This is a genomic window from Spirosoma fluviale, from assembly GCF_900230225.1.
GTDB lineage: Bacteria > Bacteroidota > Bacteroidia > Cytophagales > Spirosomataceae > Spirosoma > Spirosoma fluviale.
The window spans coordinates 218,561-243,394 of sequence record NZ_OCNH01000003.1 but is presented as its reverse complement, the minus strand read 5'-3'; the positions used below and the strand labels follow the sequence as shown (position 1 = coordinate 243,394).

The following is a 24,834-nucleotide window of genomic DNA, read 5'->3' as shown; positions in this document are numbered from 1 at the left end:
GTTTTTCTTTTCAGCTAATCTTTACAATTAGTTTTACAGGCCCACGTGTATAACCAACGCCTTGCCTTTTTGGTATTTTTCAAATAGTTTAATTTTTTATAAGTATAGTACCATCCTTAGTATAGTACAATTTCTGTTAGTGGTATAACTTTACCTGTAAACTATCTAAAGGCTACGTTAATTTCTAAATCGGTATTAGTAAGTATTAGTCAAAAAAAACTTCATTATATCCAATGATTGTATTAACGTTAGCTCATTATTAGGCCTAAATTGTTAACACATCACAATACACACATACAAATATCTCCCGTTTATTAACCCCTGAATTTCAGCCGCTCACTCATCATCCTTTGTCTTCAATTATCCCGGCTTTACATTCGGTAAATAATCAAGTAAAGAATTGAACACACCAGTCAATGCCTTTGCAATCCACCGTGCGCCCATCATAAACGTACTCTTACAGTACACACTACAGCCATCTGCTACCAGCAAACTGTAGTTCCATTTTCACCAATCATCGGGTTTAGAACCTCTTTTAACCAATTGCTGATTATCAGCTACCAGATCATATCTGAAAGGACAATGACTGATTATACGCTTCAGGAAGCCTTGTTCTCCCTGAAGCATTGAGTAGAATGACCAACCAACGTTTAAGAATGAGTAAGGGAACGAGTAAGAGAGTACACGCACGGGTAGCCACCTGGGCCGCCTTAGCAGCCATTTTACTTTCAATAGCTTCGCTGGACGGCTGTACATCCGCCAAGAAACTGGTCTATTTTCAGGGGGCAACCAGCAAAGACGATACAATAGCGATAGCAGAACCCTTCATTCCAACGATAAAAAAAGGCGATGTGCTCTCCATTCAGGTGAGCAGCCTCAACGCCGAGGCATCGGCTTATTTCAATCCGGTATCCATGGCCGAAGCTGCCGCAACGGCCAATGGCACCAACCCACTGGCCCGAACAGTAGGCTATGTGGTTGCCAATGATGGCACGATCAAACTGCCGCTGATTGGTCAGGTGGCGGTCGCTGGTCTGACGAATGCCAAAGCAGGTGACTTAATCAGCAGTAAATTAAAAAACTACCTCAAAGAACCAACTGTCAATGTGCGCAACCTGAACTTCCGAATTTCCGTACTGGGTGAGGTGTCGCGGCCAGCGCTGTTTACCATCCCAACCGAACAGATCACCATTCCGGAAGCCCTGGGGCTCGCCGGCGACCTGACGATCTACGGTCGGCGGGACAACGTACTGGTTATCCGGGAGGAGGGTGGCAAGCGAATTTTTACGCGGCTCAACCTCACCCAACGCGACGCCTTCCGGTCGCCCTATTACACACTTCACCCCAACGATATTGTGTATGTAGAACCCGGTAAAGCCAGAGCAACCAGTGTAGACCGGGCCTATCAGCTGGCCCCCATCCTGACGGGTATTCTGTCAATCATTGCCATCATTGCGACCCGGCGTTAACCGGACCAACACTTACCTCTCAACGTAGACTTAATGAGTATGAATACAAAAACCAACCAATCGTATGTTTCTTATCAGGTAGTCGACCCCGGCGGCTCTCCGATTCGAACGCATCTGGCTCCCTACCTTCGTTACTGGCCCTGGTTTGCGTTGTCGCTGGCGCTTTCCTTGGTGGGTGCGTACGTTTTCCTGCTCTACAAACAACCGGTTTACCGCATTCAGGCAAGCCTGATGCTCCAGGATGAGAAAAAAGGGAGCGGACAAACCAACCCGTTGAAGGAACTGGAAGTCTACTCGCCCAAAAAAGTAGTTGAAAACGAACTGGAAGTGCTTCGTTCCTCTACCCTGATGGAGCGGGTTGTGACCAACCTGCACCTCGACGCCCGGTATTTCCGGAAAGCGTCTTTCGGCAAACGGGAAATCTACACCGAATCGCCGGTTTGGGTGCTTGTTGAAGAAGGCGATGAAGCTTTGTACAAAAAACCACTTACCCTATCGTTTATCGATAATAAATCCGTCCGAATTAATGATAGAACCTATCCTCTAAATCAGCGGATTGGAACGCCTTACGGCCAGTTACGCATTCTAACCCGCAAGCCAATCAGCCCAAAAACGGAGCCTGTGATTGTACAGGCGATACCGCTCGCAGCGGCCGTTGGGATGTATCTGGACAACCTAAAAGCCGAGCCAACCAGCAAAACCTCGACCGTGATTCGCCTGACGCTCGAAGACGCCGTTCCCAAAAAAGGCGAAGCGGTGCTCAATAGTCTCATCAACGAATACAATCAGGCCTCCCTCGTCGACAAGAACAAAGTAGCCGACAACACCCTCAAGTTCGTTGAGAATCGACTACAAATCGTATCCGGCGAACTGGCGACGGTTGAGAAAAACGTTGAAACCTATAAATCGACGCTGGGTATCACCGACCTGGGCGCACAGGCACAGTCGATCATGCAAACGACCACCCAGAACGACGCTCAGCTCAACCAGGTAAACATTCAACTGGCCGCGCTGGAAGACCTCGACAAATTCGTAAGCACCCGCGCCGACAAGCGGGGCAGCACGCCCGCTACGGTTGGCTTGGGCGATCCTGTTCTGCTCAACCAAATCGACAAACTGTCGCAGCTTGAATTGCAGCGGGACGAGTTACGGCAAACCAGTGGCGACCAGAACCCCAAGCTTCAGTCGCTGGATCAGCAGATAAAAAATACGCAGAACAACATCGCGCAGAACATCCGTACGATGAAGTCCATGCTCAACCGGTCTAAAGACCAGTACGTGGCCACCAATGCCCGGCTGGAGGGCGTTATCCGGACGGTTCCCCAGAAAGAGCGGGCCTTGCTGGACATTACCCGGCAGCAGACCATCAAGAATAACCTATACACCTACCTGCTTCAGAAGCGCGAAGAAATGGCCGTTACTTTTGCCGCTGCCATTGCCGACAGCCGCACCATCGATGCTGCCAAAAGCAGTCTGGGACCGGTGAAGCCAGTGGGCATTGTCATCTATGCCCTGTTTGCACTGGTGGGTTTGCTGGTACCAACGGCTGCTGTGGCGGGTAAAGGCGCACTGAACACCAAAGTGCTGCGCCGGAACGATGTTGAAGACGTAACGCAGGTACCCATCCTGGGCGAGATCATGAACAAGCGTAACCGCGACGTACTGATTGTGGCCCCTAATAACCGCTCGGTCATTGCTGAACAGATCCGAACCATCCGGACCAACCTCCACCTTGGCCGGGGCGAATCGACCGATAGCCAGGTGCTGCTCTTTACGTCCAGCATCAGTGGCGAGGGCAAATCGTTCATATCGCTAAATCTGGGTGCCAGCATGGCGTTGCTGAAACAGCCCACAGTCATTCTGGAGATGGACATGCGGCTACCCCGCCTGCACCAGCATTTCGACATCGACAATTCGGTCGGCATCAGCAACTACCTGAACGGCGAAGCCACCCTGGCCGACATTCTGAAGCCGGTGCCGGGCTATCCCAACTACTTTATCGTTCCCAGTGGTCCGCTACCCCCTGACCCGTCGGAACTCCTGAGCGGCCCGAACCTGAAACAGCTCATTGGTGAACTTCGGGAGCGATTCCGCTACGTCATCATCGACGCGCCACCCGTGGGTATCGTTACGGATGCCCAAGCGATTGCTCCGTATTCCGACGCCACCCTGTTTGTGGTACGGCACGGCGTAACGCCCAAAGAAAGCCTCAAGATTCTGGATATGCTCCACCGCGAGCACCGATTCCAGAACATGAGCATCATTCTTAATGCCGTGGGTGGTGGCGATGGCTACCATTTCAACAGCAAGTACAAGAATAGCTACTCATACCGCTAAACCCGGTGCCACACTAGCTGGCTCTTTACTTTGGATGCTGGATTACTCACTTGTCCACCCCAGAAACTGGAGATTCCTATGCAGGCTTCTACCGACGGAAAAACTTTTCATGTATATCTAAGCTACGATGGTGAGGCCAGACCTTACACAACGAAGCGTATTGTTCAGGGGCTCAAAAAACGCGGATTCGATCTGTTCGTTGCGAGCATCGTTTTGGTATCAGTTCTTATTTGGCTTATACCTCTACTTGCCCTATTGATAAAACTGACCTCTCCGGGTCCGGCCATCTTCGTGCAGTCCCGGACGGGGCGCAATGGCAAGGTATTCCCCTGCCTGAAATTTCGGACGATGGCTTACGAGCGCAATGCCCAGTTTAAACAGGCAACCCGCAACGACATGCGGATAACGCGTATCGGACGGTTTTTGCGACGGACCAATCTCGACGAAATGCCGCAGTTCCTCAATGTACTGGCCGGGCACATGAGCATTGTTGGCCCCCGCCCCCACCCCATTCCGCTGGATGCCCAACACTGGCATACCATGCCGGGCTACAAGGAACGCTACTCCGTCCGACCCGGCATTACGGGGCTGGCGCAGGCACGCGGGGCACGGGGCGAAACCGGTGAGCTGTACAAAATGAAGGTCCGCGTTCGCTACGACCACCTGTACATCAACCGGCAGTCGACCCGGCTGGATGCCAAAATCTGCTGGTGGACCGTTAAGGCGGCCATTGGTGGCAACAAAAACGCCTGGTAATTCTCAGTAATCCTATCCAATCACCCATTAACTCAGGTACGATGACAAAAGTACTACAAGTGAAGCTGTACGACGCCGGGCTCCCGTCTGCCGTGCAGGACATTATCGGGCAATGCGACCCGGTACTGCCTAAACAAAACAAATGCATCAGCGCCACGGGCGCCCATGGCTTGGTAACGGCCTTCAAAGAACCCGAATTCAAGGCTACGCTGGATTCCTTTTACTGGAACCTGCCCGACGGTATGCCCGGTGTTTGGGTTGGCAAGATGAAAGGCGCCAAACAGATGACCCGGTGCTACGGCCCCGATTTTTTCAAATTCGTGATGGAGAGCAGCGCCGACAAATCGGTGAAGCACTTCTTCTGCGGAGGTCAGGAAGGGGTTGCCGACGAGCTAAAAAAAGCCGTGGGCCGCAAGTTTGGCAACTACCAGATCAGCGGCACCTACTGTCCGCCCTTCCGCGAATTGACGGACGGCGAGTTTCAGGAGCTGGCCGAAACCATCAACCGCTCGGGGGCTAACATCGTCTGGATCGGGCTGAGTACGCCCAAACAGGAACGCTTTGCCCGGCGGCTGGCCCAGTGGGTCAACGTCAACTTCATCGTAACGGTGGGGGCCGCTTTCGACTTCCACACCGACCGCGTAGCGCAGGCTCCGAGCTGGATGCAGCGGATGTCGCTGGAATGGCTGTTCCGGCTCATGGCCGAACCCAAACGACTCTATAAGAGATACTTAGAAATTGTACCGCTCTTTATCCTGCTCAACATAAAAGAACTTATCTCACCCGTTAAACAATCAACTGCTTCGGCAAATCAACAAGTATGAAAAAAGCTCTCGTCTGTGGTGCTGGTGGCTTTATTGGCGGCCACCTCGTTAATCGACTCAAATCAGAAGGATACTGGGTTCGTGGAGTCGATGTTAAAGAAAATGAATACGAAAACCGGAATGCCGACGAGTTCATCCTTGGCGATTTACGAGACCCGGAGGTTGCAAATGAGGTGATCACATCTGATCTGGACGAAATCTATCAGTTGGCGGCCGATATGGGCGGTGCCGGTTTTGTCTTTACGGGCACCAACGACGCGGCCATCATGCACAACTCGGTGCTTTGTAACCTCAACGTGCTCGAAGCGGCTAAGAACAAAGGCGTGAAACGGATTTTCTATTCCTCGTCGGCCTGCATGTATCCGGAGCATAACCAGATGGACCCCAACAACCCGAAATGCTCGGAAGAGTCGGCTTACCCGGCTAACCCCGACAGCGAGTACGGCTGGGAGAAACTGTTCTCGGAGCGCTTGTTTCTGGCCTACCAGAAAAACCACGGCATCGAAGCCCGCATTGCCCGTTTCCACAACATTTTTGGCCCACAGGGTACCTGGGACGGCGGTCGTGAAAAAGCACCCGCTGCCGTTTGCCGGAAAGTAGCCATGGCCGAAGATGGCGGCTCCATCGAGATCTGGGGCGACGGCAAACAAACCCGTTCCTTCCTGATCGTCGACGAGTGCGTAGAAGGTATTCGTCGGTTGATGCTGTCAGATTTTTCGGGACCGGTCAACATCGGCTCGGAAGAGATGATTTCGCTGAACGACTTCGCCAAAATGGTCATCGACATTTCGGGCAAGAGCCTCTCGATCAATAACATTCCGGGGCCGCTGGGCGTACGGGGCCGCAATTCGGACAACCACCTGATCCAGGAAAAACTGGGCTGGGCACCGTCGACCCCACTGCGCAAAGGCGTTGAGAAAACCTACGACTGGATTTCGGAACAGATCCAGAAGAAAGTCCTCGAACCGGTCGAAGCCTGATGGAACGGATAACAGCCTCCCTATTGCACCTTGAGCGCGAGCTAACCGCTCATGCTCAGGGCGCAAAGCAGGTTTTCCTTCGGAACAGCGACACGCCAACCAACGTAACGCAGGTGGCTTACGGCATTTTTACGAAGGCGGATTACTGCGAACTACACACGCATCCCACCATGGAAGAGTGCTTTTTCTTCCTCAAAGGCGAAGGCATTTACGTAGTCGACGACCAGACGATTCCGCTGCATCACGGTGTTTTTGTCCGGATTCCGGCGGGTGTCTCGCACCGGCTGGAAGCCACCGGCGACGACCCGCTGGAGTACGTTTACTTCGGGGTTGCCACGAGTTGAATTAAGTACTAACCCCACGGCAGCAGCCGACCGCCCAACTACACAAGTCATTAACAAACAACAGTATATGGTTAGTAAAGAAGTAGGCTCCGTAAGTATGGCGGCTGGTGAGTTGACCGACCAGGCAGAGAGTTCGATCCGGGTAACTGACCGGGCTGCCTATGCGGGTTCATCTTCCAGCGCGGTAGAAACGGCACCTGCTCCCGCTCCCCGCAAACAGGATATTTTATCGAAACCCATCCTGAAGCGGTTCGCGGTCAATGTGGCGTCGCTCTTTAGTCTGCATGTGGCAAACATGCTGTTGCCCCTGCTCACGGTGCCGTACGTGGTGCGCATCATCGGGCCGGAGCGGCTGGGACTGCTCAACTTTTCGCAGGCATTCGTTGCCTACTTTACCTTGCTCATCAACTACGGCTTCGACATGGCTTCGGTGCGGGCGATTGCCGCCAACCGCGACAATGCCGAAGTGAAAAACCGGGTGTTCAGCGAGGTGATTTTCGGAAAATCGGCATTATGGGTCGTTTCGACGATCATTTTCGCTGTCATCTCTTCGTTTGTCGATGAGTTCCGGGCGCACTACTGGCTGCACATCTGCACCTACATTGGCACCATCGGGATCGTATTTTTTCCGGTCTGGCTCTACCAGGCCATGGAAAATCTGGGGCGGGTGGCGCTGTTCAACACCATCATCAAGGTACTGGTCACGCTCACGGTGTTCATCTTTATCCAGCAGCCGGAAGATTATGTTTACCAGAACCTGTCGCTGAGCTTATCGCAGGTGATGGTGAGTTTCGTTGCCTTCTTTGTAGCCGTCAAACGCTTCAACATCCATTTCTCCTGGCCAACGATGGCCCAGATGACGAAGCGGTTCCGCGATGACAGCACGCTGTTCTTCACCTCGGTGGTGGCTACCATTTACGCCGGGTCGAACATCTTCCTGCTTGGCATGTTCAGCACGCCGTACAACGTAGGCATTTTTTCGGCCGGGACCCGGATTGTGGGAATTGCCCAGGCGTTTGTGTCGCTGGCGCTGAATCAGGCCTTTTTCCCCATCGTAGCCAACGCCTTCGGGCAAAGCGAAGAGAAAGGGCTGACCATCGTACGGACCATTTTCTTCCCCGTTACACTCCTGATGATGCTGGTTTCGGCGGGCATCTGGCTCATTGCGCCCATTTTCATTTCCATGTTTTACGGGGCCAAGTTCGAGGAGGCCGTGCTGGTATTGCGCATCGTGGCCCTGCTGCCCATTACACTGGGGCTTAACAATCTATTCGGCGTTCATACCATGCTCAGCCTGCGTATGGACAAAGCATTCTTCAGGATTTCGGCGGTAGGCTCCATCGTGAGTCTATCGCTCAACGCTCTCTTCATTCAACGCTTCGGTCACGTGGGCGTGGCCTGTTCGTGGGTCATTACCGAGGCATTCGTTACCACATCATTCTACGTCTACCTCCGCTACAAAGGCATCGAGGTAGTGAAGCTCAGTTACTTACAGGAAGCTATAACATTCAGCAAGAGCCGATTGGCGGTCCTGTTTAAACAACAATCATGAAACAAATAGCCGCAGTTGTTGTGACCTATAACCGACTAACCGATCTGAAAATCTGTCTGTCGAGCCTGCACAAGCAGACCCGCCGGACCGATGCGATCTATGTCGTCAATAATGGCAGTACCGACGGCACCGATGAGTGGCTGAAAAGCCAGCCGGGGCTCACGGTACTGACGCAGGCCAATCTGGGTGGTGCCGGGGGCTTTGCTACGGGTATCGAACGGGCGTTTCAGGATGGTTTCGACGGCATCTGGTGCATGGACGACGACTGCATTGCGGCCCCGGATGCGCTCGAAAACCTGCTGCTGTCGCCCAATATCGGGCCAGCCATCAAAAACTGCGTGTCCATCAGCGTCAAAGACCACGAAGAACTGGCGTTTTACGTCGACCGGCCCAATCAGAGCTTTCGGAAAGTGACCGACATGACCCAGTTCGACCTGGTGTATGGCGTGGCGTCGCTCTTCAACGGCACACTCATCAGCGCGGAGGTGATCCGGACCATTGGTATCCCCGACAAGAAACTGTTCATCTGGGGCGACGAAGTGGAATACATGACCCGCGCCCAGAAAATGGGCTTTCCGGTGGTTACTGTGCCAACATCGGTATTCTACCATCCGCCCTCCTTCGACCGGAACGGCATTCCCTGGCCCGGTGCATGGAAACAGTACTACGCTGTCCGGAACCAGCGACGCATTTTCCAGAACATGTACGGCAGTAAATACGGCATCGTCGTTTTCCTGCAATGGTCTATCCGGGCTACGCTGCAACAAGCCAAAGAGAAACGACAGAACCGACTGTATAACTTCCTGCTCTACGGCGAAGCGGCTTTCGACAGCCTGCTGAACAACTTCCGCAAACGCCCCGAATCCATTTTCACGGTTCGGCTTTATCGATTCATGCATAAATAAGACCCGGCCATGAATGTACTGATTGCCACGTATCTCGCCCCAAACTCACCCTCGGGTGTTGTTACCTATACCAAAGCACTGGCCAGCGATCTGGCCGATGCCGGGGTTGGCGTGCATACCGTTGATGCGACGAATACGCCCGTTCTCTGGCGGAAATTCCTGGGCATCCTGAAGCGGGTGATGCGGCCTCTGGGTGGTGCGTTTTTTGTGCTGTACGACGAGTTTGCGTATTTCACCGGCATCTACCTGTCTGCCCGTAAGTGGCGGAACGCCAACATCGACCTCATTCACGCGCAGGACCCCCGCTCCGGTGTGGCGGCTTACCTGGCGCTGGGTCGGCGGGCACCCATTGTGCTGACCTGCCACTTCAACGACGACCCCGTAAAGGAACTAGTCGACCACTTTTCCCTTAAGCCCGGCTTCACTAAACGGCTCACGAGCTGGTACGTGTACCTGTTTTCGTACATCAGCAACTACATTTTCGTCTCGAACTACGCCTACAACCAGTCGAAGCACCTGTTACCGGCTAACGTCAACAAGCAAATCCTCCGCAACACGGTTCGGCTGGCGGGTTCGGTGAGCAAGAGCCGCCCCGATGGTCTGGCCCCTGATACGTTCGTTATCAGCAACGTGGGTTATATCGACGAGCGAAAAAACCAGAAACTCCTGCTGGAGATCGGGCGCAAGCTCCGCAGCCGGGGTATTCACAACTTTATGATCTGGCTGATTGGCGATGGTCCGAAACGCGCCGATTACGAACAGCTAACCCAGCAGTTTGATCTGAACAACCATGTTCGTTTTCTGGGTCGGCAGGCCGCGCCCTGGCAGTTAGTGGCCCAGAGTGACTTGTACGTTCACACCGCCCTCAACGACAATTGTCCCTACTCCATTGTCGAAGCTTTTGCCGTGGAAACGCCCGTGCTGGCTTTGCCCGTGGGCGGTATTCCCGAAATGCTCCCCAAAGACGCTGGCCTTTTCAGCGGCACAAAGCCCGCCGAGCTGGCCACTGAGGTAGCCCGTTACCTCGATTCGACCCGGCGGAAACAACTGACCGGTGCCCAGCGGGCTAATGCCGCCGTATCGTTCAATCACCGGGGTAATCTCGAAAAACTACTTTCATTTTACCGGCAAACGGCGGGTGTTCCTGCCGATGCCGTCACTCAACTGGCACCTGTTTTATGATGATCTGGGTTTATCGGTTCGTCCTCTTTCTCCTGCTGTTCGGGATGAGTGCCCTGATTTATGGGGGCAACGCCCTGAATCCGCTGTTCGATAAGGCCGTTAGCGGTACCGCGCTGATTGGTATCGTCGGGCTGGTGGTCTATTATTTCGACCAGCCGGGTATCTACAAAGTGGCGGCCTGGATGATTCTGCTGGGCGTTATCGGTCTGGTTCTCGAATCGAAATACGATTACGGGCAGTTTGTTTACTCCTATTTCGTCATCAAACGCTTTGCCTACTGTGGTTTGGCGTTGCTCACCTATGCCATTGCGCGGAAGGTGGGCGACATAAGCGTTCAGCACATTGTGCTCCTGATTTTCGGCTTCTACATCATCAACCAGTTGTTTCTGGGACAGATTTTCAGCTATAACCTTACCTCCGAGAGCCGTACCGTAACCTCCAACGAAGCGCTTTATCTGGTTATTCCGTGTCTGTATTACCTGATGCTTTACCTGCGCGATCGTCAGGTTCGGGATTTGCTGCTCACGCTGTTCACCTTCGCATTCATCGTTTTCCTGCTGCACCGCTCGGTGATCTCAGCGGCTTTCATTGCCATTGGCGTAGTGGCTGGTCTGTCGGTAATGGGCAAGCTACCAACCCGTGGCTTCCCGATGGGCCGCACCATTGCCACGTTTGCGGTGCTGCTGGTGCTGGTGGCTCCGCTGGCGGGTATGCTGCCCGACAATAAAGTGGCGGGCTTTCTGGAAAACATCGGCGGCATCCTCGACCCCAAAGATGACAATACGGGTAGCTGGCGGCTGGAACAGTCAGAGTTTTACCTGAGCAAAATCCCGGACAAACCCATGCTGGGCTGGCGGTACGTTGGCTACGACAAGGGCGAGATCATGGAGAATGAAGATTTCCCCGAGAAGGGCACCATCATCCACTCGCAGTACATCGACATGCTCTACAATTACGGATTTGCGGGGCTGCTCATCAACCTGCTCATCATACTGGGTACGCTGTGGGTCATGTACCGCCGAAACCGGGTGTTCACCCTTGAGCAGACCGTCCTCTTCGGCTTTATCGTCAGCGGCCTTGTGTACGCCGTTTCGTATCAGTTACCCGTCTTTTTCTGGGGATTTGTTGGGCTGGGCATGTATTACGGTCTCAAACGCCCCGCGCCCGAACTCCCTGTTGAGTATACGCCCTTCGAGGAGATCGATTCTACCCATCCATTACAATCCACTGAGTTAACCCAAAGCCAATCACTGTTATGATTAGTATCGTTATACCTGTCCACAACCGCCTTGAGTACACCCGGCAATGCCTGGCGTGCCTTTCGGCGCAAACCTATCGCAATTTTCAGGTCATTGTCGTCGACGATGGCTCAACCGATGGTACCGATATCATGATCGGCCAGGAGTTTCCGGAGGTCGTTGTCCTGAAAGGCGACGGTAATTTATGGTGGACGGAAGCCACGAACTGGGGCATTCGCTACGCCCAGAAAACGCAGGACAAACGCCAGGAAAATTTCATCCTGACCCTTAACGACGACACCCGCGTAGCACCAGACTACCTGCAAACCATGCTGGACGCTTACCGGAAATACAAGCCCTGCCTAATTGGATCGGTGAGTGTGGACAGCGACAACCCCGAAAAGCTGGAATACGCCGGGGCTTCCTTCGAACTGTACACGGCAGGTGGCCGACACCTGTGCGAAGATTATAACAACAGCTACCGCGAACTGGCTGCCAAGACCTCCTACGTCGAGTCGCACTCCCTGCCGGGCCGGGGCACGCTGATTCCGATGGAAGTGTTCGATAAGATCGGGCTCTACGATTCCAAGAAATACATTCACTACATGTCCGACATCGAGTTTTCGGTGCGGGCGCGGAAGGCGGGCTACCGGCTCATCGTCAACGTGCCGAGTGTGGTGTATGAATACGTGAAGGCAACGGGTATTCAGGTGGAGCGCAAAATAACGCTGAAGGAATTCATCGACAGCTTTACCTCCATCAAGTCGCCCACCAACCTGCGGATACGCTACAACTTCGCCATCGACCATTCCAAGACGAAAGCGCTCTACTTCTGTTTCGACGTGGGTCGAATCTGCACGGGTTTTTTACTGCGTAAAGTAAAACTGATGAAACCGCTATAAGCCATGAAAAAAGTGCTTCTATCCGCCTACGCCTGCATTCCCAATCATGGTTCTGAAGAAGGAACGGGCTGGACATACGCCACAACACTGAGCAGGAATGAACTGGAGGTTCACTGTCTGACCAAAAAAGACGGCCGAACATCCATTGATTCCATACTGGCCGAGGGGTTCTTCCCCAACCTGACGGTTCATTACGTACTCCTGCCGAAATGGGTGGATAGGTTCTGCAATTCCAACCTGATCGGCATGTATTTTCATTACCTCTACTGGCAGTGGAGCGCCATGAAGCTGGCTCGAAAGCTGGACCGGGTCCACCGGTTCGACCTGGTTCACCATGTTACCTACGGCAGCATTCAGTTGGGCAGCTTCATGTACAAACTACGCAAGCCGTTCATTTTTGGTCCGGTAGGTGGCGGGCAGCGGGCCCCCAAGAACATGAAGCGGTACTTTGGCCAGTACTGGTCGCGGGAGTGGATGCGCGACTGGGTAGGCACGATGCTTCAGTACGTCAATCCGGGCTTCTATAAATCCGTAGCTGCCGCCGACCGGCTGGTCGTGACCAACATGGACACCTTTGCCCTGGCCCGGAAACTCCGCCCGACACGCCCCATCGACCGGATCTGGGACGCAGGCCTGAGCCCTTCCTTTTTGCCCGCCAAACCAACGGAGCATTACCCCGGCAATCAGCTAAAATTACTCTGGACAGGCCGCATGTTACCCCGCAAAGCCCTCGAATTAACCATTCAGGCTTTAGGGAAAGTGGATCGGGCCATTCCGGTTACGCTCACCATTGTGGGCGGTAAAGGCGAAATGGCCGAACAGGTGCCGCACTACCTCGACCGCTACAACGTGCGCGACCGGGTGAACTGGGTGGGGCATGTATCCTACCAGGAAGTAAAGGAATTCTACGAGCAATCGGACGTATTCTTTTTCACGAGCCTGCGCGACTCCTGCCCGCATCAACTGCTGGAAGCCATGGCCTACTCGTTGCCCGTGGTAACGCTGGATCTGCACGGCCAGTCCGAACTCGTATCGGAAGCAACCGGCCTGCGGGTGAAAGTGACCGACGAGGAGCAGGTGGTGGCCGATCTGGCCCGCGCCATCGAGTGGATGTACCACCACCCAACGGAGCGGCTGGCTATGGGTCAGGCGGGGTACGCCTTCGCACAGACGCAGGTTTGGGAAACCAAGATCAGGGTGTTCCTCGACGAACTGTATCCGTCTGTCCTGCCTAAAACACCCGCTTATTCGGCGGCACTCAAACGAAGCTAAGCAGCTTTTCACCGGCTTTTAGAACGTTACGCACGCTAACCCTTCTCATCATGATAACCCTGGATCAACTATCACCACTAGGTATTGGCACTAGCCGGGCTGCATCGCTGGGAAGTCGACTGGCAACACACGAGTTCGTGGAGTTTCTGCGGGTAGCGGCTGAACAGGGAATCAACCTGATCGATACGGCCGATTTTTATGGTTCCGGCGATGCCGAACGGCTCATTTCCCAGAGCATTAAAGCAACAGAATTACCATTTTTTGTGGTCACCAAAGCCGGGCTTCCGCGTGTGCATACACCCGGCTGGCTGTCGCCCCTGAACCAGATTGGCAAGAAGATCATACAACGGGTGGGGGCCAGAAAGAACTACACATCGGCGTACCTGATCGACAGTGTCCGGCAAAGCAACAAACGACTGCGGGTTGAAGCAGTCGATGCGCTGCTGCTGCACGAACCCGACTGGGCCGACCTGGCCGATGCCGATAGCTGGGATGGACTGGCGCAAATCCGGCAGCGGGGATTGGCCCGGTACACGGGGGTGTCGACCAACGATTACCGCGTGGTGGAAGAAGGCATCCAAAGCGGACAGGTGCAACTGGTGCAAACGTCGACCTGCTGGCAGGAAGACGGGGCATCGCCCATTCTTGCCTTATGCCGGGCGCACCAGATTCCGGTAATCGCCAACCAGACCCTACGCCCCTACCAGTCCCTCAAGGATACCTTTTCCCGGAATGCCGATGTCATTCGCCAGCTGGACGGGCTATCCAACATTTCACTGCCGCAGTTTCTGATTGCGGCTGTACTGGCGGAAAGAAAGGCGGACAGCACCCTGTTCGGCACCAGTAATCTGGGGCATCTCCGGCACAACATCGATGCCCTGCGGTACGTAGAACCCCTGCGTCCTCATTTGTCGAGACTTAACCAACTCCTGTCATGATCGTCACAAAAAACACGTTCCCGCCAGGTCACACGCTCGACGCCGATATATGCATTATTGGTAGTGGTCCGGCAGCTATTTCAATGGCACTTAGCCTGGATGGTTCCCCGTTCTCGGTCATTATGATCACGGGCGGCAACTGGTCCGAAACCATCTCAAACCAGGATTTATACCGGGGCGCCGTTTCGCCCAGAGGTTCTCATGAACCGCTGGAAGAAAACCGCCGACGCCAGTTTGGTGGTACGTCGTCGGCCTGGGGTGGTCGTTGTATGCCCTTCGAGCCGGTCGATTTCAAAGCCCGTTCCTGGGTGCCCGACAGCGGCTGGCCAATGACTTATCAAGACCTGCATCCCTATTACGAGCAGGCGGCCGAGCTGTGCCAGATCGGCCGTTTTGAGTTCAACGCCCAAAAGGCCTTTCCGGAAAACAAACAGGAAATTCTGGAAGGACTAGACTCCGATGGACTGGTCTCCTACCCGCTGGAACGCTGGAGTCCGCCCGTTCATTTCGGCAAAACATACCAGAAACAACTGGAAAACAGCCCCAACATTCGGGTGCTGCTGGATGCGCACGTTATCAGTCTGCAAACGCAGGACACAACCGATAGCGTTAGTCATGTCGATGTGTCCATGACCGACAAAATGCTGTCTGTTCAGGCGCGTGATTTTGTGCTGGCAACCGGCGGCATTGAAAATGCCCGGCTGCTGCTGGTCTCGACAAACGACCGCTTTCCTACCGGCCTCGGCAACCAGCACGACAATGTAGGGCGCTATTACATGGTGCACATCAGCGGCACCTATGCGGAGTTGAAACTGCACGACAAAGAAAAGCTCATGGCCGATTTCGAACGGGATGCGGGAGGGGTCTACTGCCGACGGCGCTGGTGGTTCCCTGAGCCGGTTCAGGTTCGAAACAAGCTACTGAACACCATCTTTTTTTTATACCACCCCACCCAGAAAACCGGCCATCGGGACGTCCTGTTTTCCTCCCGCTTCGTGGTCAAATCGGTACTGTCCATTTTGAGCCAGCGTTCGTTTCATCGGTCGGTGAGTAAGGCGAAACAGTTGATACCCGACCTCCGTGAGCATACCGTCAACATTGCCCGCAACGGCCTGATGGATGTGCCGAATCTGATCCAGATCGGGCTGAAACGCATGGCGAAACGCCGGTTGCCGTTCCTGCTGCCTTCCCGACGGAACGAATACTGGGGTTTGTATTTCCAGGCAGAACAGTCGCCTAACCGAACCAGCCGGGTGCGTTTGTCCGACTCGCAGAAAGACTCATTTGGTATGCCCAGAGCCGAAGTCCAGCTCGCTTTTCTGGAAGCCGACATTGAGTCGATCGTTAAAACACACGCTCTATTCGTGAGGACGTTTGTCGAGAAAAAGATGGGCGAAATAAGGTATTCGGAACCGGGTCTACGAAGCTACCTCCGTGAACTGTTCAAGACCTTTAACTCGGCCTCGCACCACATCGGCACCACCCGGATGTCTGATGATCCGCAGACAGGCGTGGTCGATCGAGACGCCAAAGTACACGGCTTGCACAACCTGTATGTGGCGGGCTCGTCGGTGTTTCCAACCGGCGGACATGCCAACCCGACCCTTACCATTGTTGCACACGCCCTGCAGTTGGCGAACTACCTGAAAACTAAACCCTAACGCATGATCCACTAGCCATTGACCCTTCACCCTTTTCACCAGTGCATTGACTCCCTTACGTTATGAAAAAAGTACTTATTTCTGCCTACGCCTGCATTCCCGACCGAGGGTCGGAGGAGGGGAACGGCTGGTTCTACTCATCGCTGGTTAGCCAGCAGGGGTATGAAGTATGGTGCCTGACCAGAGACATCGGCAAAGCCGAAATCGAACAGAAGCTCCGCCAGTGCGCATACCCTAACCTGAATTTTGAGTTCGTTACGCTGCCCGGCTGGGCCGAAAAAGCCGGTTCGTTTGGTCTGCTGGGCATGTATTTCCATTACCTCTACTGGCAGTGGACTGCGTTGCAGTCGGCCTTGAAACTCACGAAAAAGCACAAGTTCGACCTGGTCCATCACGTCAGTTACACCAGTCTGCAACTGGGTAGTTACCTCTATAAACTCAAATTACCCTTTATCTACGGCCCCGTTGGCGGTGGTCAGGAAGCCCCCGCCACCATGCGCCATTACTTTAAATCTCACTGGCTGAAGGAGAAGATGCGGTCGTGGGTGAGCGATCTTATGCGTCATTTCAATCCCGGCTGCTACCAGTCTGTCCGCCAGGCCGATTATGTGCTGGCCTGGAACGAAGACACCCGCCAGATGATCGCAGCGATGGGCCGGACCAAAGGTGTTGAGAAGGAGTTCGGGGGGGTGGGTGCCCGCTTTATCCCGTCGAAACCCATTCATCGCCCCACCCATGATTCACTGGAGCTGGTTTGGGTTGGCCGACTGATGCCCCGCAAAGCGCTTGAACTTTCCCTGCATGGCATGAGCAAAGTAGACCCGCAGCTACCCATTCACCTAACGATTGTGGGCGATGGCGAAATGGGGCAGTTCGTTCCTGAGTACATCGAGAAATACAACCTCGGCAAACGGGTTACATGGGTTGGCAAGGTCAATTACGAGCAGGTGAAGGAATACTACCGCCAAGCCGACGCATTTCTGTTCACGAGCCTGCGCGACACCGGCCCCGCTCAGTTGATGGAGGCTATGGGCTACTCCCTGCCGGTAGTAACGCTGAAGCTCCACGGACAGGCCGAGCTAGTGGATGATTCGACCGGTATTCGGGTGCCCGTTACCGATCCGGAAACCGTTGCACAGGGGCTGGCCGAAGCGATTACCTGGATGTATCACAACGAACAAAAGCGGGTTAACATGGGAATCAATGCCTTTCACTTTGCTCAACAGCAACGGTGGGAGCTGAAAGTGGACCACATTATCCGCCGATACTACACCGCCCTCATGGGTCAGTCCGCCAGCGTGGTCATGGCCGTCAGTCAGGAATAGTCAAACTAACTCAACAACCAACATGTACATCAGTATCCTGGGCTCTATTGCAACGAACGACCTGCTGACGGAGGCCGCCCGGCGGCAACTCGGCTCGTACCCGAAAGGACAGCCGGGGGCTCCGTTGATCAGTAATCTCATTAACGAATACCTGTCTCGCGGGTATAAGGTGCTGGCCATTACCATAGACGATCAGCTGGCCGACGATGAGCCGCCGTTTGTGTATACCGACCCGTTGCTGACCTATGTGGTGGTTCCTAAACGAAAACATACGTTCCGCCCCAACGGGAAACGCCCCGGCCGCACCGCCGACTTTTTCCGCTTCGAGCGAAACCAGATGGTGGCCGTGCTGAAGCAGTATAAGCCCGATGTGGTACATGCTCACTGGACGTATGAGTACGCGCTGGCAGGTCTGACGTACACACCCAACGCGCTCATTACCGTACACGACAACGCCCGGATAATTTTCAACTACGTTCGTACGCTGAATCGCTTCTTCCATCTGCTGCTCGCCCGGTACGTATTTCAGCGGGGCCGATGGTTCACGGCGGTATCGCCCTACATGGCCGGCACCGTACAGCAATGGATAACCGAGCCTGTAGCCGTGGTGCCTAACCCGGTGCCGATGCCCGATAAAGGACGGCATTCGACCCGGTCGGAAGTGCCCACCATCAGCATGGTTGTGAACGGCTGGGACGACCGAAAGAATAGCAAAAATGCCCTGCTGGCGTTTAAAGGCATTCAGCAGCGGCACCCGAATGCGGTCCTCTGGGCCTTTGGCACAGCCTTCGAACCTGGCGAACATGCCGACGCTTTCTGCCGGGAGCATCAAATACCCAACGTGGTGCTGCATGGCTCGACGCGCTACGCGGAGGTACTCGATAAAGTGTCTCAGAGTACAGTGTTGCTGCATGCCTCCCTCGAAGAATCGTTCGGCATGGTAATGGCCGAAGCCATGAGTTTTGGCGTGCCCGTTGTGGCCGGAAAAGACAGCGGGGCGGTGGCCTGGGTGGTGGAAGATGGAGGCCTGCTGGTCGACGTTACGAAGGTGGACGAGATGGTGGAGGCCGTCGATAAACTCCTGTCCGATCCGGTACTCTACAAACGGTGCTCGACCAACGCAATCCGGATTGTGCAAACGCGATTTCCGATTGAGGAAGTCGCCGATCAATACGTGTCGCTTTATAAAAAGCACTGTATGAGCCCAAAGACGGCCAAAAGCGCTGAGGCAAGCAGTGCGCAACTGAGCGTTGACCCAGCTTACAAAGGGTAAACACTGACAAGCGAAAAAGATAGTATTCAAACCCGTTACGAAGGTGAATCAGCGAAGAAAACAGATCATTTTATTGAGTATAGCCCTGCTGCTTATCTTCTCGATTAGCCTGATCGTCTCGTTGTTTTTCAAGGAGAAATGGCTGTGGATGGATGAGGTGCTGAGTTATATCCTGATTTCTGACCCTTCCCTGGCGCACATGAATGATGCGCTGGTGAGTAACATGGACCAGAATCCACCCATTTTTCCGAATCTGTACTGGTTCATTGGGCATGTCATCAGTGAGAATCCGCAGTTTCTACGGGCGGTTTCGGTGCTTCTTTTTTCTACTACGCTTGCCGTGTTTTACCAGTATACAACGGTGCTTATCGGCACGCCGGTCAGGAACTTCCTGCTCATCAGCCTCATCGTTGCATTCACCTACCTGAACCTGACATTATCGACCCAGATTCGCGGCTATTCGCTTTTTCTGCTCATCAGCTTCGGGTATTTCATGGTGTTGCATCAGCTCACTACCGCCCCCGAGCGCGTAGAATCGTTAGTCGCATTTTTCGTACTTGGGTTACTGATTGTGTTCACTCATAGTTTCGGGTTGTTTTACACAGCGGCCTCCGGTGCTTTTTTCGCCAGTTTGTTTCTGTGGTCCGGGAATAAACGATACACCTATTTAGTAGGGGCACATGTGCTGATTCTGGTGATCTGGCTCCTGCTCTGGTATCCCAACTTCGCCATTCAGACCGAAGCAGGCAAGCCCCACTCCTGGATTCCGGTGCCCACGTTGTCGTCTTTTTTTACGGTTGTCGGTGAGCTGGCTCCGTCGCTTTCGTCCTCGCTCGAACGGCAATCCGTCTTTAAAGTTTTGCCCATTCTACGGTTTCTGCTCATTGTGGGGTTGTGGGTGTACATCGCCCTGCCGCGTTTGCGAACCACCCGGTTTCAGTTTCTCATCGCCGACAAAGCCTTTACCTTTTACCTGCTGGCGGGCTTTCTGTATCTGGTTCCGGTGGGTATCGCCCTGGTTGTGTCTCTGTTTTTTCGGTCGGTGTTCATCAGCCGGTACTTGTGGCCGAGTCATTTGCTGGTCGTGTATCAATTGGTGTATGCCGTCTACTTTTTTCTGGATCGTCGCCCGTTACAGCCGGGCCGTGTTGCGGTTCGGGTAAAGTTCCTGCCCCTTTATATACTCGCGCTGGCGGGATTTATTTTCTACCAGAACCGAAAAGTCAATGTCTTTCCCAGCGGGGTGCTGAGCTACCTGCCGCAACTGAACAAAGCGTACCCCGTCTTTGTCGAAACCGCCGATTACTTCCTGCCCATCTGGTTCCACGACAAGACAACGAAGGTTCGTTATCTGCTGGATTGGGATACCGCAACGCAACCAACGAATATCCTGAGCGCTACCGTAGAGCACAAGGTGCTGAAATCGGTTCGCGAAAAGTATCAGGTCAATGACATCATCCCGAGCCAGCATTTCACCCGGTCGGTGGTGCCGCACTTCTACGTAATCGATGAAAGCAGCAATTATCAGATCGAGTATTTCATCGAAACCGGCCGGGTCCGGATCATCCGCGAATTACCCATTGCCATTGAAGGTCACCGCATTTTAGAATGTACACTTCAGTCCTAAACAGTCATCATCTTACCCAACTAATACCCAGTTATGAAACATGTAAAACAACTTTTGTCCGCACTGCTCCTGCTGTTGAGCCTTTCGCTGGCCTTTGTGGCCTGTAAAAAAGATCCCGTCGATCCCGACCCGCAGCCCGCCGTTACGGCAATAACGTCTATCGATCCGGCTACGGCTCCGGTGGGTAGCACCATTGCCATTACGGGAACGAACTTCAGCACCGATCCGGCCAGCAACACCATTACCATTGGGGGCGTTACGGCCACGGTAGTGTCGGCCTCGCCAACTAAACTGGTCGTCGTGGTGCCAGCGGGTGCCGCCAACGGTCCCGTTTCGGTAACGGCCAACGGTCAGACGGCCCAAAGCGCCGGAACATTTACCGTTGCCCTTCCGGGTCTGAAACCCACCAAAGAGGTACGCGGAACGACCTTTGCCAACCTGACCTGGAAAAAAGATACGATTTACGTACTCCGGGGACAAGTCTACATCCCGGCCGATTACAAGCTGACTATTGAGCCGGGAACGATTATCAAAGGCACCGGTCCCGAAATGGATCCCAACGGCACTAATTATCCGGGCGCGCTGATCGTTGAGCGTCGGGCGCAGCTGATTGCCATTGGCACCCCCACACAGCCCATCGTGTTTACCTCGTCCAAAGCAGCCGGTCAGCGTAGTTATGGCGACTGGGGCGGTGTTGTTTTGATCGGAAAAGCGCCGGTTAATCAATCCCGCACAGCAGCTTACCCGAATGGCGTTCGGGGTACGGTCGAAGCTTACGGAGAACCCCTGGACAACTCGGGTACAATGCAATATGTGCGCATCGAATACGCCGGAGCGACCCAGCCAACCACACCCGCCAGCCGACTCGGCGGCCTGACACTGATTGGCGTTGGAACTAACACTGTTATCGATCACGTGCAGGTGTCGTACAGCGGCAGTGATGCGTTTGCCTGGTTTGGCGGGACTGCCCGATTAAAGAACGTGTTTTCGTACCGGGCGTTCGACGACGACTGGAGTGCCGACTGGGGCTATGTGGGTAACGTACAATTCGGCGTGTCGCTAAGGGACGTGAGTGTGGGCGACCCCTCCGGCTCGAACGGCTTTGAAGTCGACAATTACCAGTCTGCCGAAACCAGCGATGTGACGGCAGTAACGGCCATTAACGGCTATACGCAAACGGCACCGACCTTCGCCAACTTCAGCAGCTTCGCCTATAGTACCGCTCCTACCACCGGCTTATACAATGCGGGCATATACCTGCGCCGAAATACCGCTGTTTCCATCTATAACTCGCTGGTATACGGCTTTCCGGTGGGGGTTTACCTGGAAGGAGCTGCTGTTGGGCCGCAGGCCAACTTTACGAGCGGAACGCTGGATTTAAAAGGCATCGTTGTTGCCAATGCGCTAACACCCGTAGTGGGTGCCGGATCGAACACCCCTGAGCAGGCTACAACCTACTTCACAGGAGCCGGACGATCCAACCAGATTATAGCAACGTCTGATGTCGCAACGCTGCTGTTGAATCCGGGCAACCTCACCCTCAGTTCGCCGGCTTTTGTCCCACAAACCGGCTCACCCCTCCTGACGGGTGCCGTAACCGGAGGCAAACTGGCTAATTCGTTCTTTACGTCGGTGACTTATCGGGGCGCTTTTGGTACAGACAACTGGGTTTCGGGCTGGACAAATGTCAATCCACAAGCGACCGACTACGACCGGTAAGACCTGAGGAACGCTGTTTTGTACGTTTCCCGCCGGGCCTGTTTCTAAAAAGGCAGGCCCGGCCCTATTAATCTACTAGTTCAGTAGATAATTTTAAGGTAAACTTGAAACAGTACCCTTACACAAAGTGTAGACTATATAAACCGATATTTTCTGGTGTAAACCGTTGGTAAGCCTGACCACTTTTTAATATCTCTACCTTTTACCATGAGCGTTATAAAACCGGCCCTTGAACATCCAAACCTCATCACCCATTTATTAGGCGCTAACAATTACTGCTGGATTTATTATCGTAACGGCGATAAAAAACTGTTAGCGAAACCAATCAGCTATTTACAGGATGAGTTACCGGGCTTTATCCGGACCCACAAGAGTGTGCTCATTAACCCGATTTACGCCCGGACCCTAACAGCTCCTCCCCGTCAGAAAATGGCCGGCGAGATTCAACTTGAGAGTGGACTTATTTTTCCGGTGAGCCGCCGACGTTGGAACGAAGTGGCAGAAGCCCTTGACCACCGTTTAGCAGCAGATGCTGAAAAAGCCAGCGCAGCGGTTACATTTACGATAAGCTCAACCAAAAAGGCTCCTTCGGAAAACGTCTCGAAGCAATCAATTCTGCTGGTTACCGACGATCCGTCCTGCGAGCCTATTGTTACAAAGATGATGAGCCAACGCTGGCCTCAGTACCGTTTGCAAATTGCGGAGCAAAGCAACCAACTACCCGATCATCTGGCCGGAATTTCTGCCGAAGAACTTCCAACGCTTATTTTACTGGATGCCCGTACAACTACAGTGGAGCGGCTTCAGACGCTGCAACGGCTCAAACGGGACCCTTACTTATGCCGGATACCCGTCATCTTATTTGTTACACCAGCCGATACACTAATTAGCGATGGCTACAAACGGCAGGCGAATTCGGTCATTTCTTTACAGGATGGCCAGTTGTCTTTTGTACAAACGATTGAGCGGGTCTGCCGCTTCTGGTTGCAGACAGCCTCACTACCCAGCTTACCTAAGCCATCTCTCACCAACAAATAGACCAATTTAAATAAAAACTTTTCCTCGTTGTGTTACGTAAATGCACCCTGGTCGTCTTAGGTAACTGTATGCTCATCAGAGCATTAGACTAATTTGCTTAGTTCATTCCCGTTATGATTGGCCAGTCATCCGATTTTATCTATCTCACAAAGAAATTCCCATAAATAAATCCGCACATGAATACATTCTTCGATCTTGACAAACTATTAATCGATTTAAATAAACCGTAAATAACTTTTATGATACACTTTAGCAAAAATTTACACCTGAAGAAGCCAATTAAATACCCTAAAAAGCGCCTTTTCCTGATGAACATGCGCTCAACAACATCACTTTTAAACAACTATGTACTCTGCGTTGTAAAAAAGAGTCATGATAAATCAAACGTCACTTCCAGCGATTTTATTCAGGTAGGTAGTTTTTATAGTTAACCCAAGTAAAAAATACCTTTTAGGTAGAACAATTCTATTCTAGACATTTCATTTCTATGGCCAACTTAGTCACTGAAATTCAGTCGATTGTAAATAGTATACTTAATTAATATACTTATTTTGGTGACTTATTTTTTTTACTTTTATTTTATTATTTTAAGCCATTAATACAAAAGAAATTAATATAAATCAGACATTATAAACCACTTCCTCAATTCACCAATTAACATATTCATTCAGAAGAATAGGTTTTCAATAAAAAAAATGTCGTACGATAAGTATATTAAAAAAGGAGGAACAAAATTCTAGTCCAACGAAAAAGTAAGTGTTATTCTGGATATATTTGATTTGAATAAACCGGCTCAACATTTACTATAAAATCTATGGCTAAGCTACCCAGTACACGACGTCGTAAAGTACCCAGGATTCCTATTTTAGTCATAGAAGATAATGCTGATCACTGGCTTATAATTCGCTCTGCCCTCTCCCAATGCTTTCCTGAAGTAGAACCATTGTGGATGAATAATACGGCACAGGTAATCAATCATTTAAATGCCTGTCTGTTGGCGGAGAAAGAACTTCCCCGACTTATTCTAACCGATTTGTATTTACCTCGTCGGGAAGATGGTATCGCGCTCCTCGAGTCTCTGAAAAATCACCTTGTTTTCCGGCAATTACCCGTTGTTGTGTTGAGCAACTCTACAGATCGACAAGACATAGAACAAGCGTATACATTCAGCATTGCCTCATACATTGTAAAGCCTATAAGTTATCATCAATGGTTAAACTGTTTTTACACGTTCAGACGCTATTGGCTTGAGGCTGTTACACTCCCGACACACCCTTAGCTGTTGCGTTTTTCACGTGTTCTGCTTGCTCAAAAACGAAGTGTCTGTCATTCATGTAGACCCCCAGAAAAGTCAAACTCATCGTTGATTAATTACTATTCATCAAACCTGAACGTTAGTACTAAATTTTAAGGCGCTATCTACAAATTATCGTACGTACAATCGAATTTTTTTTAGTCAATATAGATGCATCTTCATGCTATGTTTTTATTT

20 protein-coding genes are annotated in these 24,834 nt (G+C 52.6%); all 20 read left to right on the top strand.

The genetic code is table 11. From position 1 onward, the window contains the following. Positions 1-656: 656 nt before the first annotated feature. The 20 genes from CRO74_RS17315 (at position 657) to CRO74_RS17220 (ending at position 24,621) form a co-directional block, all read left to right on the top strand. Positions 657-1,469 (top strand): polysaccharide biosynthesis/export family protein, encoded by an 813-nt coding sequence (locus CRO74_RS17315; protein WP_179830231.1) that lies wholly within the window; start codon positions 657-659, stop codon positions 1,467-1,469. A gap of 33 nt (positions 1,470-1,502) precedes the next feature. Further along, the gene (locus tag CRO74_RS17310; RefSeq protein WP_097127392.1) at positions 1,503-3,806 is read left to right on the top strand and encodes a GumC family protein; all 2,304 of its coding nucleotides are present in this window, start codon (positions 1,503-1,505) and stop codon (positions 3,804-3,806) included. A 78-nt stretch (positions 3,807-3,884) separates the two neighbouring features. Beyond that, a complete protein-coding gene (locus CRO74_RS17305) occupies positions 3,885-4,562 on the top strand; it encodes a sugar transferase (RefSeq protein ID WP_097127390.1) in 678 nt (225 codons plus the stop codon). 41 nt (positions 4,563-4,603) lie between these two features. Continuing rightward, positions 4,604-5,386 carry a WecB/TagA/CpsF family glycosyltransferase gene (locus CRO74_RS17300; RefSeq protein ID WP_097127389.1) on the top strand — a complete coding sequence of 261 codons (783 nt, stop codon included), beginning with the start codon at positions 4,604-4,606 and terminating at the stop codon, positions 5,384-5,386. Continuing rightward, positions 5,383-6,366: an NAD-dependent epimerase/dehydratase family protein gene (locus tag CRO74_RS17295; RefSeq protein WP_097127387.1), complete on the top strand. Its 984-nt coding sequence runs from the start codon at positions 5,383-5,385 to the stop codon at positions 6,364-6,366. Before CRO74_RS17300 ends, CRO74_RS17295 begins: the two co-directional genes overlap by 4 nt. Further along, complete coding sequence (locus CRO74_RS17290) at positions 6,366-6,710, top strand: cupin domain-containing protein (protein ID WP_097127385.1); 345 nt, start codon at positions 6,366-6,368, stop codon at positions 6,708-6,710. Before CRO74_RS17295 ends, CRO74_RS17290 begins: the two co-directional genes overlap by 1 nt. Before the next feature lie 67 nt (positions 6,711-6,777). After that, positions 6,778-8,262 carry a flippase gene (locus CRO74_RS17285; RefSeq protein ID WP_245877891.1) on the top strand — a complete coding sequence of 495 codons (1,485 nt, stop codon included), beginning with the start codon at positions 6,778-6,780 and terminating at the stop codon, positions 8,260-8,262. Then, positions 8,259-9,167 carry a glycosyltransferase family 2 protein gene (locus tag CRO74_RS17280; RefSeq protein ID WP_097127383.1) on the top strand — a complete coding sequence of 303 codons (909 nt, stop codon included), beginning with the start codon at positions 8,259-8,261 and terminating at the stop codon, positions 9,165-9,167. The genes CRO74_RS17285 and CRO74_RS17280 overlap by 4 nt, the downstream gene beginning before the upstream one ends. 9 nt (positions 9,168-9,176) lie before the next feature. Further along, a complete protein-coding gene (locus CRO74_RS17275; protein WP_097127381.1) occupies positions 9,177-10,349 on the top strand; it encodes a glycosyltransferase family 4 protein in 1,173 nt (390 codons plus the stop codon). Further along, positions 10,346-11,608, top strand: coding sequence for an O-antigen ligase family protein (locus CRO74_RS17270; protein ID WP_097127380.1), 1,263 nt, complete (start codon positions 10,346-10,348; stop codon positions 11,606-11,608). Before CRO74_RS17275 ends, CRO74_RS17270 begins: the two co-directional genes overlap by 4 nt. Next, a complete protein-coding gene (locus CRO74_RS17265; protein WP_097127377.1) occupies positions 11,605-12,489 on the top strand; it encodes a glycosyltransferase family 2 protein in 885 nt (294 codons plus the stop codon). The genes CRO74_RS17270 and CRO74_RS17265 overlap by 4 nt, the downstream gene beginning before the upstream one ends. Before the next feature lie 3 nt (positions 12,490-12,492). Then, positions 12,493-13,761, top strand: coding sequence for a glycosyltransferase family 4 protein (locus tag CRO74_RS17260; protein WP_097127376.1), 1,269 nt, complete (start codon positions 12,493-12,495; stop codon positions 13,759-13,761). A 50-nt stretch (positions 13,762-13,811) separates the two neighbouring features. Then, the gene (locus tag CRO74_RS17255; RefSeq protein WP_097127374.1) at positions 13,812-14,699 is read left to right on the top strand and encodes an aldo/keto reductase; all 888 of its coding nucleotides are present in this window, start codon (positions 13,812-13,814) and stop codon (positions 14,697-14,699) included. Continuing rightward, on the top strand, positions 14,696-16,360 hold the full coding sequence (locus CRO74_RS17250) for a GMC oxidoreductase (RefSeq protein ID WP_097127372.1): 1,665 nt from the start codon (positions 14,696-14,698) through the stop codon (positions 16,358-16,360). The genes CRO74_RS17255 and CRO74_RS17250 overlap by 4 nt, the downstream gene beginning before the upstream one ends. A gap of 62 nt (positions 16,361-16,422) precedes the next feature. Beyond that, positions 16,423-17,685, top strand: coding sequence for a glycosyltransferase family 4 protein (locus CRO74_RS17245; RefSeq protein ID WP_097127370.1), 1,263 nt, complete (start codon positions 16,423-16,425; stop codon positions 17,683-17,685). Between the two features lie 22 nt (positions 17,686-17,707). Further along, positions 17,708-18,958: a glycosyltransferase family 4 protein gene (locus CRO74_RS17240; protein WP_097127368.1), complete on the top strand. Its 1,251-nt coding sequence runs from the start codon at positions 17,708-17,710 to the stop codon at positions 18,956-18,958. Positions 18,959-19,001: 43 nt separating this feature from the next. Continuing rightward, positions 19,002-20,585 carry a hypothetical protein gene (locus CRO74_RS17235; RefSeq protein WP_097127366.1) on the top strand — a complete coding sequence of 528 codons (1,584 nt, stop codon included), beginning with the start codon at positions 19,002-19,004 and terminating at the stop codon, positions 20,583-20,585. Between the two features lie 33 nt (positions 20,586-20,618). Next, positions 20,619-22,304 (top strand): IPT/TIG domain-containing protein, encoded by a 1,686-nt coding sequence (locus tag CRO74_RS17230; protein ID WP_097127364.1) that lies wholly within the window; start codon positions 20,619-20,621, stop codon positions 22,302-22,304. Between the two features lie 207 nt (positions 22,305-22,511). Then, entirely contained in the window at positions 22,512-23,342 is an 831-nt protein-coding gene (locus CRO74_RS17225; protein ID WP_097127361.1) for a LytTR family transcriptional regulator DNA-binding domain-containing protein, read from the top strand. A gap of 814 nt (positions 23,343-24,156) precedes the next feature. Then, the gene (locus CRO74_RS17220; RefSeq protein WP_097127360.1) at positions 24,157-24,621 is read left to right on the top strand and encodes a response regulator; all 465 of its coding nucleotides are present in this window, start codon (positions 24,157-24,159) and stop codon (positions 24,619-24,621) included. The last annotated feature ends 213 nt before the right edge of the window (positions 24,622-24,834 follow it).

Coding starts and splice junctions, on each gene's coding strand:
- CRO74_RS17260 (WP_097127376.1), top strand. CDS start 12,493: ATGAAAAAAGTGCTTCTATCCGCCTACGCCTGCATTCCCAATCATGGT.
- CRO74_RS17225 (WP_097127361.1), top strand. CDS start 22,512: ATGAGCGTTATAAAACCGGCCCTTGAACATCCAAACCTCATCACCCAT.
- CRO74_RS17265 (WP_097127377.1), top strand. CDS start 11,605: ATGATTAGTATCGTTATACCTGTCCACAACCGCCTTGAGTACACCCGG.
- CRO74_RS17305 (WP_097127390.1), top strand. CDS start 3,885: ATGCAGGCTTCTACCGACGGAAAAACTTTTCATGTATATCTAAGCTAC.
- CRO74_RS17310 (WP_097127392.1), top strand. CDS start 1,503: ATGAGTATGAATACAAAAACCAACCAATCGTATGTTTCTTATCAGGTA.
- CRO74_RS17230 (WP_097127364.1), top strand. CDS start 20,619: ATGAAACATGTAAAACAACTTTTGTCCGCACTGCTCCTGCTGTTGAGC.
- CRO74_RS17300 (WP_097127389.1), top strand. CDS start 4,604: ATGACAAAAGTACTACAAGTGAAGCTGTACGACGCCGGGCTCCCGTCT.
- CRO74_RS17315 (WP_179830231.1), top strand. CDS start 657: ATGAGTAAGGGAACGAGTAAGAGAGTACACGCACGGGTAGCCACCTGG.
- CRO74_RS17295 (WP_097127387.1), top strand. CDS start 5,383: ATGAAAAAAGCTCTCGTCTGTGGTGCTGGTGGCTTTATTGGCGGCCAC.
- CRO74_RS17280 (WP_097127383.1), top strand. CDS start 8,259: ATGAAACAAATAGCCGCAGTTGTTGTGACCTATAACCGACTAACCGAT.
- CRO74_RS17275 (WP_097127381.1), top strand. CDS start 9,177: ATGAATGTACTGATTGCCACGTATCTCGCCCCAAACTCACCCTCGGGT.
- CRO74_RS17255 (WP_097127374.1), top strand. CDS start 13,812: ATGATAACCCTGGATCAACTATCACCACTAGGTATTGGCACTAGCCGG.
- CRO74_RS17270 (WP_097127380.1), top strand. CDS start 10,346: ATGATGATCTGGGTTTATCGGTTCGTCCTCTTTCTCCTGCTGTTCGGG.
- CRO74_RS17250 (WP_097127372.1), top strand. CDS start 14,696: ATGATCGTCACAAAAAACACGTTCCCGCCAGGTCACACGCTCGACGCC.
- CRO74_RS17290 (WP_097127385.1), top strand. CDS start 6,366: ATGGAACGGATAACAGCCTCCCTATTGCACCTTGAGCGCGAGCTAACC.
- CRO74_RS17285 (WP_245877891.1), top strand. CDS start 6,778: ATGGTTAGTAAAGAAGTAGGCTCCGTAAGTATGGCGGCTGGTGAGTTG.
- CRO74_RS17240 (WP_097127368.1), top strand. CDS start 17,708: ATGTACATCAGTATCCTGGGCTCTATTGCAACGAACGACCTGCTGACG.
- CRO74_RS17220 (WP_097127360.1), top strand. CDS start 24,157: ATGGCTAAGCTACCCAGTACACGACGTCGTAAAGTACCCAGGATTCCT.
- CRO74_RS17245 (WP_097127370.1), top strand. CDS start 16,423: ATGAAAAAAGTACTTATTTCTGCCTACGCCTGCATTCCCGACCGAGGG.